Origin of the sequence: Anaerorudis cellulosivorans, assembly GCF_025943985.1 — a bacterium.
GTDB lineage: Bacteria > Bacteroidota > Bacteroidia > Bacteroidales > Dysgonomonadaceae > Anaerorudis > Anaerorudis cellulosivorans.
The window spans coordinates 94,118-106,613 of sequence record NZ_JAPCWE010000001.1 but is presented as its reverse complement, the minus strand read 5'-3'; the positions used below and the strand labels follow the sequence as shown (position 1 = coordinate 106,613).

10 protein-coding genes are annotated in these 12,496 nt (G+C 37.9%); 5 read left to right on the top strand and 5 right to left on the bottom strand.

Features of this window, described 5'->3' with window-relative positions:
• Window positions 1-12: 12 nt before the first annotated feature.
• Window positions 13-1,701: a TonB family protein gene (locus OLM34_RS00370; protein WP_264404415.1), complete on the top strand. Its 1,689-nt coding sequence runs from the start codon at window positions 13-15 to the stop codon at window positions 1,699-1,701.
• Between the two features lie 916 nt (window positions 1,702-2,617).
• On the opposite strand, the gene OLM34_RS00365 is transcribed toward OLM34_RS00370, so the two are convergent.
• Window positions 2,618-3,763: an IS110 family RNA-guided transposase gene (locus OLM34_RS00365; protein ID WP_264404413.1), complete on the bottom strand. Its 1,146-nt coding sequence runs from the start codon at window positions 3,761-3,763 to the stop codon at window positions 2,618-2,620.
• Between the two features lie 394 nt (window positions 3,764-4,157).
• Here OLM34_RS00365 and OLM34_RS00360 point away from each other — a divergent pair, with 394 nt between their 5' ends.
• From OLM34_RS00360 to OLM34_RS00345, 4 genes are all read left to right on the top strand, one after another.
• Window positions 4,158-4,928 carry a class I SAM-dependent methyltransferase gene (locus OLM34_RS00360; RefSeq protein ID WP_264404411.1) on the top strand — a complete coding sequence of 257 codons (771 nt, stop codon included), beginning with the start codon at window positions 4,158-4,160 and terminating at the stop codon, window positions 4,926-4,928.
• Between the two features lie 33 nt (window positions 4,929-4,961).
• Complete coding sequence (locus tag OLM34_RS00355) at window positions 4,962-5,594, top strand: TonB family protein (protein WP_413777171.1); 633 nt, start codon at window positions 4,962-4,964, stop codon at window positions 5,592-5,594.
• Between the two features lie 138 nt (window positions 5,595-5,732).
• Complete coding sequence (locus OLM34_RS00350; RefSeq protein ID WP_264404410.1) at window positions 5,733-7,004, top strand: ATP-binding protein; 1,272 nt, start codon at window positions 5,733-5,735, stop codon at window positions 7,002-7,004.
• 320 nt (window positions 7,005-7,324) lie between these two features.
• Window positions 7,325-8,647: an MATE family efflux transporter gene (locus tag OLM34_RS00345; RefSeq protein ID WP_264404566.1), complete on the top strand. Its 1,323-nt coding sequence runs from the start codon at window positions 7,325-7,327 to the stop codon at window positions 8,645-8,647.
• Window positions 8,648-9,026: 379 nt separating this feature from the next.
• On the opposite strand, the gene cap12 is transcribed toward OLM34_RS00345, so the two are convergent.
• The 4 genes from cap12 to OLM34_RS00325 are packed head-to-tail and all read right to left on the bottom strand — an operon-like array spanning window position 9,027 to window position 11,781.
• The gene (cap12, locus tag OLM34_RS00340; RefSeq protein WP_264404409.1) at window positions 9,027-9,959 is read right to left on the bottom strand and encodes a CBASS system CD-NTase-associated NAD(+) hydrolase Cap12; all 933 of its coding nucleotides are present in this window, start codon (window positions 9,957-9,959) and stop codon (window positions 9,027-9,029) included.
• A complete protein-coding gene (locus OLM34_RS00335) occupies window positions 9,956-10,600 on the bottom strand; it encodes a YecA family protein (RefSeq protein ID WP_264404408.1) in 645 nt (214 codons plus the stop codon). Before OLM34_RS00335 ends, cap12 begins: the two co-directional genes overlap by 4 nt.
• On the bottom strand, window positions 10,593-11,534 hold the full coding sequence (locus tag OLM34_RS00330) for a CBASS cGAMP synthase (protein ID WP_264404407.1): 942 nt from the start codon (window positions 11,532-11,534) through the stop codon (window positions 10,593-10,595). Before OLM34_RS00330 ends, OLM34_RS00335 begins: the two co-directional genes overlap by 8 nt.
• Before the next feature lie 16 nt (window positions 11,535-11,550).
• Window positions 11,551-11,781, bottom strand: a complete 231-nt coding sequence (locus OLM34_RS00325) for a DUF2188 domain-containing protein (RefSeq protein WP_264404564.1) — start codon at window positions 11,779-11,781, stop codon at window positions 11,551-11,553.
• Window positions 11,782-12,496: the final 715 nt, after the last annotated feature.

The following is a 12,496-nucleotide window of genomic DNA, read 5'->3' as shown; positions in this document are numbered from 1 at the left end:
ATTTTCGAAAAAATGGAAACGCTTTTCATCTACTTGGTTAAAGTAAACATTGCATTAACGATGTTTTACCTCATGTACGTAGGATTGTTGAGAAAAGACACTTTTCTCCGGTTGAAACGGTTTTACCTTTTTGCAGCGATTGTTTTTTCGCTGGTCTACCCGCTTTTTACCATCGAAGTAGGGGGAAATATCTTTTCTTTCCTGAGAAAAAACTATGCTGCAGAAGTTCTTATCGGACAACCATCCATAGCACTGGAGACAACAGATGCTTCTGCGGAAAATCATTTTTTCCCTCTTCATGGGGAGAATATCTTCTTTTTTATCATGATGGCGGGAACGGCATTTTTCTTGGTGCGTTTTATTTGGCAGCTCATCACCATCTTTCGTATTAAACATAAAAGCGTTCCGAAAAGAATAGGCACGCAGAACGTTTACCATTTATCCGAGAAGATGATGCCTTTTTCTTTCTTCCGATGGATTTTTATCAATACCGAAGTTCATTCCGAAGAAGAATTGAAGCAAATTCTCCTGCATGAGCAAATTCACGTACAACAGTGGCATTCGCTGGATATCCTGTTGGCGGAATCATTGTGCATTTTTTTCTGGTGGAATCCGATCGTGTGGTTAATAAAAAAAGAAATTGCCATCAATCTGGAATATCTGGCCGATAGCGAAATCTTACGTAAAGGCGTAAACAGTCGCGATTACCAGTACCACCTTTTACGATTGACTTATCATGGAACTGCAGTTCAGATAGTAAATAATTTTAATGTATCACAATTAAAACAACGAATTATGATGATGAATAAAAACAAATCGCCAAAGCGGAAGCTGGCAAAATACCTGATGATACTGCCACTTGCAGTAGTATTGATGATGACAAACTGTGTACAGGAAAAAGATCCGGGAGGTGTTTCTTCACAGGAAGAAACGGTGCAGGATGAGAAACAGCAGAAGGTAACGGACAACGACGAAATATTTGTTGTAGTAGAAGAAATGCCTCAATTTCCCGGCGGGCAAGAAGCGCTAATGAAGTATCTTTCCGAAAACATTCATTATCCGAAAGAAGCACAGGATAAGGGTATTCAAGGAAGAGTAATCTGCAGTTTTATTGTCGGAAAAGACGGGAGCATTACGGATGTGCAAATAGTTCAAGGTGTTGATCCGTCATTGGATGAAGAAGCCATTCGGGTAATTAAATCGATGCCTAAATGGGAACCGGGCAGGCAAAAGGGAAAAGTCGTAGATGTGAGGTTTACTTTACCCATCGTTTTCAGATTGCAACCATCGGGTAAACCCGCCCAAAATTCCACAGACAATGCAGAAGGAAAAATAAGCGCTACCGATGCGAAGTATTTCAAATTTATAAGTGAAAATATCCGATATCCTGTGATTGCGCAAGAAAATGGGATAATGGGATTGGTGAAAGCCAAATATAGTGTGAACGAAAAAGGCGAAATTTCAAATGTAAAAATTATCCAAGGTGCAGATCCTTCTTTAGATGCTGAAGTTATGCGGGTAATAAAAGCGCTTCCTCCCGATATTGCTTTGGCAAAAACAGGAGGCAAAGCAAATTCCAATGTTGAATTTTCAGCATATTTCCGCCTTCAGGACGACGAATCTTCACAAAAAATTAGCAATATCCAAAGCGAAATAGTGGTTGTAGGTTACGGAAAATCGAACATGAAAGATAAGGAATAAAAATAACTCAATAACTTGTTAATCATTATTTTTTAATCAAAGGAGCATAGCGGCTTTATTTTCCTATGCCCCTTTGATTTTTTCCTATACTTCATCCAAGGGCAACCAGGTAGTTTTCCTTATGGAGACGGCTAAACTTTCTTCCAACTCATTTAAAGTGTATACGATCTTATGAGTGCGTGAGCTCTTACAATCACGTATTATTGCTTCAGGTAGATTACACTATACACAAATTTGAGGGACGAACAGCGTTAATTTCTCAAAACAGACAGATGATTTCGCCATTATAAGTGATTACAAAGCGCTCGGCGATTTCTGACGGGTTATTCTATGCAAATTCTGCACACGTCTGCATCTCTCTAATACGGAGAATCCTATACTTTCCTACACTTTCCTACGCCTCGAATATGCACCTGAACCCTGCTCCCAATCTCACTTTCCTACACTCTATACCCCCTCCTTAACTCATTAACTTACTAAACACTCATTGTTTCGGATTAGACCTACTGACAATTGAATTAAAAGTATCAACTTTTATTTCTCTTTTTGGAAAAAAACAATTGTTGTTTTAGTCGTATATTTTACCAAATCATTATTTTATGTATCTTTCCTCTATAAATCATAGGTTATCCGCAGGGTCATGAAATTATATTATATTGATAATCAACAGTATTATTATTTCCTCAGGGATAGAAAAAGACAAAGCAATAACATCCGTCTTCATTTCCGAAAAACGGGAACATAGAAAAAATAAAATACTTTCCTCTGCGAGCTTTCCTGTCTCACACGCGCTTTCATTGCCGGCACAGTCTGTTGTTCATTTTGCTTGCACGGGATAATATTTTTCGATATTTCGCCACAAAGATAAGGAACTTAGAAAATGCCGGAAGAAACCATTCCAAGTGAGATAGGTTTCTCAATCAGGCATTACTGCCTGTAAATTTCTATTGACATCAAAGGGTTGCTCCGTTCGCAATACGTTGAAAATGACGACGAGTATTTTGCGGGTTATAGCCAGTAAAGCTTTCTGCGATTTCATCCGTTTTGAAAGATGAGCGTATTTTTTACCCAAAAATGTTTTCTTTGAACGCGATGCCGACCAGGATACCTGAATAAGTATCTCTCGAAGGTATTTGTTTCCATGCAAGGTTTTGCGCGATTGTATCTTTCCGGCCGACTCATCATTTCGTGGACGCAATCCGGCCCAACCCACCAAATGGGATGCTTTACCGAAAACGCTCATGTCATTGCCGATTTCGGAAAGTATGCACATCGCACTGTAGGGTTGAATGCCCGGTATGGTACACAGCAACGAGATTTCCCTTGCAAAATATTCCTCCGCAAGTTCTTCTAAATGGTTAAGGCAAGCAGCCTGCTGTTTTTCCAACAAATCTATTTGTTCCATACACCCTTTGAGCATTTCAATATCGGTGGGATTGATCACTCCCTCTAAAGAGGCGGCAATGACCTGATGTCCATGCTTGTTTTTGGTACGCCCGTGAACCGGTCGGACAAGTCGGGATGGGTCTCGTTCCCCTGTGATAAGGGCTTCTATGACCTTACGCAACGATACATTGTTTCCCTGATTGGAAACATAGTTGCTGAAACGGATATTGCATCGCTGCAACTGATTGTCCATCTGTTGCTCAAGTCGAACCCTGCTTTTGGTTATACGGCGGCACTGTCGGCTCAGTTGCCGCATCTGCTGTAAAATCCCTTCAGGAACAAAACTCCCTTTGATCAAATCTTTCTGAAGACATTCCGCTATCCACTGCGCATCCTTTACGTCGCTCTTGCGACCGGGTAGCTGTTTGATGAAATAAGGGTTGACCAGTTTTAACGAAAAATCCGATTCAAGAACATGCCATACAGGCATCCAGTAAATGCTGGTACTCTCCATCGCAACGCTTCCACAACCCCGCTCTATCAATGCTTCACGCAAAGCAGTCAAATCCGGGGTAAGCGTCCCATAACGTTTTTCTAAAATTCTTTTGCCTTGTTCGTCCAAAATGCACGCAAATACACTATCTTTGTGAACGTCAAGGCCGCAAACTTTTTCCATAAAAATTACCGGAATAAATTGTTAGACAATTAGTTTATTTTTCGTTGGTGAATGAAAACCAACTTACAAAGGTAACATTTGTGCTTCGAGCACCGTACGGTAAGCCGTTAAAGTTTTGTGGCCTTGATTTTTATTGCGCGCGCTTGGAAATACCTCTTTTTTCATGTAATTTTGTTCTACTAAAACAGATGGATGTTTATTTCTTCGTTTAAATCGGATTCGGTGCTGTAAACAATCTGTATTCACTTACACAGATTGTCCTTTCGTTAATTCTCGAATAACCTCCTTTTTTCGAGAATAATTTCTCATTAAATTAATTTCAATTTTTTTTATCTGCATACAACGACTAAAGCATTTCTATGTCTTTGCCTGTATGCTATAATACATTAAAACAATGAAAACCGAAAAACAAACAATTCACGATTTTGATTTGAATATTATTTACGATTTTTTTTCAAACTCCGAACGACAAGGACCCGGAAGTCCTGAAGAAACGCTTAGAGCTTTGAGCTTTATAAACGGACTTACAGAAAAATCCAAAATTGCCGATATCGGCTGCGGAACAGGTGGTCAAACAATGGTATTAGGACAAAATACACCGTGCGAAATTATCGGTGTCGATGCTTGGCCGGACTTTATCGACCAATTCAACCAAAATGCCCGAAGCAAAAATCTTCAAAATAGGGTGAAAGGTATAGTTGGCAATATGGAAAATCTCCCGTTTGAAGAGGAGGAACTAGACTTGATTTGGTCGGAAGGTGCGATTTATAACATTGGATTTGAACGCGGATTGAATGAGTGGCGAAAATTTTTGAAAAAAGGCGGATATATCGCAGTTACAGAAAACACTTGGTTTAGCGAAGAGCGACCTGACGAAATTCAGGATTTTTGGCAAAAAGCCTATCCCGAAATAGACACTATTCCAAATAAGGTTGCTCAGATGCAAAAGGCAGGTTATCTTCCCATAGCCACTTATGTCTTGCCCGAAACTATTTGGACAGCCTATTATACTTGGCAAACGTTGAGACGAGAAGCTTTTCTAAAAAAATATGCCGGTAACAAAGCCGTAGAAAAATTTATTGATGCCCAGCGATATGAGGCAGAGTTATATTACAAATACAAGGAATATTATGGTTATGTGTTTTACATTGGGAAAAAGATTTAAGACATAACAATTTTTTTCTGGTGGAACCCGATCGTGTGGTTAATAAAAAAAGAAATTGCCATCAATCTGGAATATCTGGCCGATAGCGAAATCTTACGTAAAGGCGTAAACAGTCGCGATTACCAGTACCACCTTTTACGACTGACTTATCATGAAACTGCAGTTCAGATAGTAAATAATTTTAATGTATCACAATTAAAACAACGAATTATGATGATGAATAAAAACAAATCGCCAAAGCGGAAGCTGGCAAAATACCTGATGATACTGCCTCTTGCCGTATTGTTGATGATGACAAACTGTGTACAGGAAAAAGATCCGGGAGGTGTTTCTTCACAGGAAGAAACGGTGCAGGATGAGAAACAGCAGAAGGTAACGGACAACGACGAAATATTTGTTGTAGTAGAAGAAATGCCTCAATTTCCCGGCGGGCAAGAAGCGCTAATGAAGTATCTTTCCGAAAACATTCATTATCCGAAAGAAGCACAGGATAAGGGTATTCAAGGAAGAGTAATCTGCAGTTTTATTGTCGGAAAAGACGGGAGCATTACGGATGTGCAAATAGTTCAAGGTGTCGATCCGTCATTGGATGAAGAAGCCATTCGAATAATTAAATCGATGCCTAAATGGGAACCGGGCAGGCAAAAGGGGAAAAATCAATGTTGAATATTTTATTCATGCGCGCTAAATTTTTTTATCAACTCCATAGGCGATTTGAGAAGAAGAAGTGGTGACCCATTTTATTTCATGAAAAACATTCGAGTACACTCGAAAAAAGTAGTATTTTTGTAGAAATTTTCGAGTATGGACGAAAAAATTGCAATATTATCCAAGTATAATTTTTGGAATGGAAATGTTCCGGAAACAGGTTTTCCTCGCCATGATTATACCGATAAGATTATGGATTATCTGAATACCAAGCTGGTGAAAGTATTGGTCGGCCAACGGCGTGTAGGCAAAAGTTATATTCTAAGACAAATAGCTTCACAATTGATAAGCAATGGCATTTCGCCGGAAAACATTTTTTATATCAATAAGGAATTTATAGAGTTTGATTTTATGGTCACTTACAAAGAATTGGAGGAAACAGTAAATGTCTATAAAACTTATTTTAAACCCAAAGGAAAATTTTATCTTTTTATAGATGAAATACAAATGATAAAGGGGTGGGAGCATTTTGTCAATTCCTATTCGCAGAATTTTACAGAACCTTGCGAAATTTTTATTACAGGTTCAAATTCCGAGATGTTGTCGGGGGAATTGGCAACATTACTATCCGGTCGGTATGTCAAATTTGAGATTTTTCCTTTTAGCTATGCAGAATATTTGGGAATCACGAAAAAACAAAAATCCCGACAGAGTTATATGGAATATATGGAAACAGGTGCTTTACCCGAATTATTTATGCTTCCTAACGAAGAAACTAAACGGAATTATGTTTCGGCTATAAAAGATACCATATTATTGCACGATATTATTCAGCGTTATAACATTAAAGATGCCAAACTGCTTGAGGACGTGTTTATTTATCTGGTAAATAATGCTTCAAACCTGATTTCTGTCACCAACATTCTAAACTATTTTGAATCGAAAAAACGGAAAACAAGTTACGATACCTTGTCAAACTATATTTCTTACCTCCAACAATCCTTTTTGATTCATAAAGTAGAACGTTTCAGCATCAAAGGGAAAGAGGTATTGTCGGGTATTTATAAATATTATATTAACGATTTGTGCTTTAAGAATTATCTTTATCCGGGATTTGATTACGGAGTAGGGTACAAATTGGAAAATCTGCTTTTTTTGGAACTGAGAAGAAAGGGGTATATGGTTTATATCGGCACTTTCAGAGACAAGGAGATCGATTTTGTTGCCAGAAAAGGTGACAGGATAATCTACATACAATGCTGCTATATGCTTATCGACGAAAAGGTAATCGCTCGCGAATATTCTCCCTTGGAAACCATCAAAGATAATTATGATAAATATGTTGTGACAATGGATGAGGTGAATTTTTCTTCGAAAGAAGGGATAGAACACATTCAGGCATGGAACTTTTCCGATATAATTAATTGAGGAAAGACAGATAATGATATTCTCATTCTTTACTTTCATTTTTTGTTCATTTTCTCTACGGTTCTCCATTGAAAATGGTTTTTCTGTTTCCATCTTGTAACTTCTGCCTTTTTTATGAAAACAGTTGCATAAGAACGGCGAGTCGATGAGACGAAGAAAGAAAAAATAATTACCTTTGTGGTGTAGATAGCTTTACAGGCTTTACAAAGGCAGCGTTACGCTCGATGAAGATCGGATAGATGCGGCCGTTCATATAGAAAACAACCACTAAAAACCGACGTTTGTGGATAGCAGTCGTCGGTTTTTTGATAGTCCTGAAAGTGTATTCGAATAAGCGAATTATCAGAGTCAGTACTCCACTTTTATTAAGTTTACTTGCACAAAACGTTTTGCAGGTAATCGATACGGCATTTCTTGGTCGTGTAGGGGAGGTGGAGTTGGGTGCCTCGGCATTGGCAGGGGTGCTCTATATTGCCATTTTTACACTCGGATTTGGGTTCAGCATGGGAAGTCAGATCCTCATAGGACGCCGCAATGGCGAACAAAATTATCGACAAATTGGCGAAATCGTTATTCAGGGAATCGTGTTTTTAAGCATGCTTGCGGCGGTATTGATTCCGTTGATGAGTATTGCTTCCCGTCATTGGTTTCCTTCGCTTTTTGAGTCGAAACGCATTGCCGGTGCGGTTACCGAATATCTCGACTGGAGAATTTTCGGAATCTTTTTTGCTTTTGCCAATGCCATGTTTCGTGCTTTTTTTGTGGGAATAGCACAAACCAAAGTGTTGACCTGGAATGCAATTGTGATGACGCTCGTGAACATTGTATTCGATTATGCACTCATCTTCGGAAATTTCGGTATGCCCAAAATGGGAATTGGTGGCGCGGCACTTGCATCGGTAATTGCAGAAATTGCATCGATGTTGTTTTTCGCTATCTATCTCATGAAAAACATCGATTTCAAAAAATACGGTTTCAACATTATCCGTTTTCGTTGGCCTGTGATGAAACGCATTCTCGATATTTCCATTTTCATGATGATTCAGAATATCGTTTCTATCGGGACGTGGATGTTGTTTTTCCTTTTCATTGAAAACTATTTGGGAGAACGACCTTTGGCAGTCGCCAATATTGTCCGGAGTTTTTATATGATTCTCACTATCCCTGCAAATGCACTATCGGCTACTACCAATACATTGGTCAGCAATACGATAGGGGCGGGACGTAAAGATGCGGTGCTCTCGCTCGTAAAGCGCATTTGCCTGATGAGCTTTTCGATAATTGTTGTCGTAGTTCTCTGCGTAGCCATATTTCCCCAAGCCGTCATTGCAATTTATACCAACGACCCCTCGCTCCTCGGCGATACGGTGTTGCCGCTTTATGTATTGCTTTCGGCATTGCCTTTCTATAGTGTGGGCGGCACCTTGTTTAGCGCGGTTTCGGGTACGGGTAATACGCGTACGGCATTGGTTTTCGAATTGATAACAATGGTTTTTTATGTTTCGTACATGTGGTTCATCATCGTGCATCTGCGCTCATCCGTTGCAATTGCCTGGACTACCGAACATCTGTATTGGATTTTTCTGCTGATTATGTCAACCCTTTACTTAAGAAGCGGAAAATGGAAAAACAGACAGATTTGAAGAAAACGCTTAATGGTTGTACACAGCTGAATCTCTCCCATACGGAGAATCCTGCGCTTTCCTACACTTCCCACACTTCCTACGCTTTCCCACACTTCCTACACTTTCCTACACTTCCTACACTTCCTACACTTCCTACACTTCCTGTACCCCCCCCCTTAACTCATAAACTTACTAAACACTCATTTGTTTCGGAGTAGCACATTAATAACGTTGAGAACTGATAAAATCTTTGGTATTGCTCAACTGGAATAGTTAAAATCTATTCTACATTTCTTTAACCAATCAAAAACTAAGAGCATATGAAATATCTATTGAGTTCAATGGATTGAAAATGGAAAACAGTCATAACTATTCCGCATTCCATTTTCAAATGAGTTTACAAATCAGATTCTTTTCTGATAACAACTAGATCCCCAAACTCGTTACGAGACAGTAGTTTGTGTAATGTAGAAATAAATCGACCTAATTCTCTTCCTAATATTGATAAATACTTTTGACTTGTTGTGTTAAAGTCATCTGGAAATAAATTCTTAATAGCATAATTAATTCCAGAAATAATTGTAGGGAAATCAATTATCATAAGTGCTTCATCTCTTACCTCTGCTTCAATTGTTATTTTCCTTGGTCTGCCTGCACATTGAATTTCTGTATCTTTGGTTGTAAATCGATGTTTAAGCCTTTGGAATTGCAGATTCACATCATCTTGAATATTCTCAGGTATTATCACATTTACTTTACAATTATCATAATGCTTATCAAGATAGTCGAGGCCTTTATTTTCAATCAGATACTTGCATGTTGGAAGTAGAAAGTTTTCGTAATAAACTGAGGCCAAAGTTACTGAAGGAAAAAAATTTATTTCTTCATCAGAACTGCGCAAAAAATGCCCCGATACTTTTTCAATCTCACTTTTAAATGAGTCTTTTTTGTGTTTATCAAAAATGGCCAATGTGATGCCGTTGATATCTGATGGTAACTTTACATCTTCTTCGACAACAAAAGCACACTTTGAAATTCCTAAACGCCCTGTAAAGAGACCTAGCTCAAATATGACATTGTCTCTTGGTTGTAGTTTTCTAGTTCTTCTGCATTTGACTTTATCATCTTTTGTTCCAATTAAAATCCCAAAGTCAAATTCAAGTGAAGCTTTTAGCAAGTCTGTTAGAAAATTTTGATTTAAATTAAAAACAGAAGAACCCAACGCATTTTCATACCAGATTGTGACATCAAAATGATCCTTTAGGATAGATTTTGCCTCTTCGGCATATTTTTTTGCTTCTGATGATGATCCTATAAATAATTTTTTCATAAGCTGATTTGAGAAAAGTGTCTGTTAATATTAACAATTCCAATATCTCTAAGTGTTTCAAATCTCTTTAAATGGCATTTTTTGAACTTTTTCCCATTTTTACATATGCATGGGTCATCCCTCTTAATTTTTAACGGTCTTTTACCAAATGCAAGCTCTAGGTATTCTCTCCATAAATTTGTATCAGAAGTTCCCATTAATTCTGTATAATACCTGATTAAGCCTTCTTTTCCATGTGGGTACTCATCAAAATATTTTCCCTCAATTCTCTTATAACATTGATTTGCAAAATAAGGTATGGCATAGTTTGATATGAATTGTGTAACCGTTATACCATGTTTGCATTTATGAATCTCATCAGGTTCAACTGTAACGCAACAAGAATTATTCTTATACTTATGCCAATCAGGTTCGCAAGGAATATCACCACCGACTTCAAAGAGTGCTGGAAAGCGATAGGGGAACCCCTCACTCCAACGTACTTCAATCAGAAAACTTCCGACTAAAATATTATCTGTATTTAGGATATCAAGGGTTCCCTTTAAGTAGCATTTGCCATCAATTGACTTTACTCGAAGGTTCTGAAAAGAATTACAAGCATCGTTCAACTGACTTTCGAATATTGCATAGCTATCATTCATAATACGGCTTAGAGGCACCGACTACTGGTGCTATAGTACTTGCTGCAACTTTCTCCTCGTCTTCGTCTTTCCCATCAGGAAATCTTTCCCCAAGGTGTTTTTGCCATAAATGGCTTGCTCTCAACTGATTTTTTTCTTCGTCTACGGCTTTTTTTGCATCAGCGATAAAGTCTGCTAAATTGGACATAAAGTTATTCTTTCTGCTTTCGTCATATTCGGCAAAAATATCATCATTTGGTGTCGCAGGGACAATACACTTGAAATGTCTCTTCAATTCTTTTTCAATTTCAATCAATGTAAACTTCAATGCGACATCGTCTCTGTCGTTTGTCTGAATGTTATCAATAGCAAGAACGGTCATCGCTAAACCGCTAGGCATTTTTTGCCTTTTGTAATCACACCATGCTTTCAAATAACGCACTATTCTCAGTAATTGTCCATTTTTGTCTTTAGCGTTATTAAAGGCCGAAATCATTTCTTTTGGATCATCCTCTCTCCAATCACCATCCTTTATGGCTAAAGAGGGGTGATCCTCAGCATCTTTATCAAACAAGTAAACAGGCAGATCAATATTGTAATCAGCTTTATAATCAACGGTAATGCATTTCTTTCTATGACTAATACTATCCGTTGTACCTTCCACAGCATTTTTTACCCAAGTTTGTAATGTCGTGCATGTTACTCCGTCAGGATTACTATTGAAGTATACACCATCATCAATATCGCAAGTATCATCTTTTCTTCTAATTAAAGTACCCATCTTGTATGATCCTTGCATAAAAAATTTCGGATAATAACCTGGATGTTTCTCCGTAAAGTAGTCTTTGATTTTTTTTCTAAGGTTGTCCCTTGAATTAATCAATCTATTTTTCTTTGTATCTGTAATTTGTAAGTCAGTATTGAATACCTGAAACAGATTATGCGAATTTGCCATGGTTTTGATTTTTTAGTTAGTGTTTTGTGTCGTGTGGAGGACAAGGATCATTTCCAAAACTATCACTATCTCTAATTGTACCATCTTTGCGATGGATTATTAGTTCCGACTCCTGATTTTTGGCGATTTTACTAGCGTAATCAATTGCTTGTTCCTGAGTACTAGTAACTTTTGTTACTTTTGAGTTCCCTGACCCTTTTACAGCCCATCCGCCCTTATGAGGCACTACATGTTGATTCTTCCCCATCATTTTTAGTTTTAATAGATGAATAAATTGAAAAAGTGGGAAACTAACGGAAAAATCGCTTTGTATTTTACTTTTTCGGCTGTTTTCATTCCAGCAGAATATATTTCAAATTTTCGTATCGTTTCTCGTTTCTCGTTTCACACTCTATGGATAGGAACTATAAACTTCTATCCTTTTTTATAAGATAAGCAAATATTATGCCAAAATCAATATGTTGCTATTGTGACATTTTAACATCTCGAAAAATGACATAAAATGGGATGATTATCGAAATTTTGTCATGACATTATTAAAATAATCATTTAGGATAATTTGATACGAAATAAGGTGTGTCAGGATAGTCATTGAAAGATTATTTTGACACATGCAACCGTTATCACATCAGTTTTTTGTTAAGGATTGGAATACAGTGCTTTTCTATAAACATCTGTTCATGGTATTTCCGTCCATTTACTTGAGATAAATGTGCTCTCGACAGTCCTATATCCAGGACGTGCATTTCTTTCGTCCCAAAACGATCCTTTTGACGGAGAGCCATACATCAACTTCAAGTCATCTAACTGATTAGGCACTTTGAATTTACAAGCCACGGTGAAGCCAAATAAGCTCCAGGTTGAGATGAACTCAGAGCCAGAAGCAAAAACTCACACCTGAGAGATGGCGATCCTTCAAGGCTGTTAAATGGCCTTCTTAAAGCTACTCCAATTGAGATGAG

What these genes read in the sequence shown, in the direction of transcription:
- OLM34_RS00365 (WP_264404413.1), bottom strand. Translation starts at nt 3,763, where the DNA reads ATGGAAAAAGTTTGCGGCCTTGACGTTCACAAAGATAGTGTATTTGCG.
- cap12 (WP_264404409.1), bottom strand. Translation starts at nt 9,959, where the DNA reads ATGAAAAAATTATTTATAGGATCATCATCAGAAGCAAAAAAATATGCC.
- OLM34_RS00330 (WP_264404407.1), bottom strand. Translation starts at nt 11,534, where the DNA reads ATGGCAAATTCGCATAATCTGTTTCAGGTATTCAATACTGACTTACAA.
- OLM34_RS00370 (WP_264404415.1), top strand. Translation starts at nt 13, where the DNA reads ATGGAAACGCTTTTCATCTACTTGGTTAAAGTAAACATTGCATTAACG.
- OLM34_RS00350 (WP_264404410.1), top strand. Translation starts at nt 5,733, where the DNA reads ATGGACGAAAAAATTGCAATATTATCCAAGTATAATTTTTGGAATGGA.
- OLM34_RS00360 (WP_264404411.1), top strand. Translation starts at nt 4,158, where the DNA reads ATGAAAACCGAAAAACAAACAATTCACGATTTTGATTTGAATATTATT.
- OLM34_RS00325 (WP_264404564.1), bottom strand. Translation starts at nt 11,781, where the DNA reads ATGGGGAAGAATCAACATGTAGTGCCTCATAAGGGCGGATGGGCTGTA.
- OLM34_RS00335 (WP_264404408.1), bottom strand. Translation starts at nt 10,600, where the DNA reads ATGAATGATAGCTATGCAATATTCGAAAGTCAGTTGAACGATGCTTGT.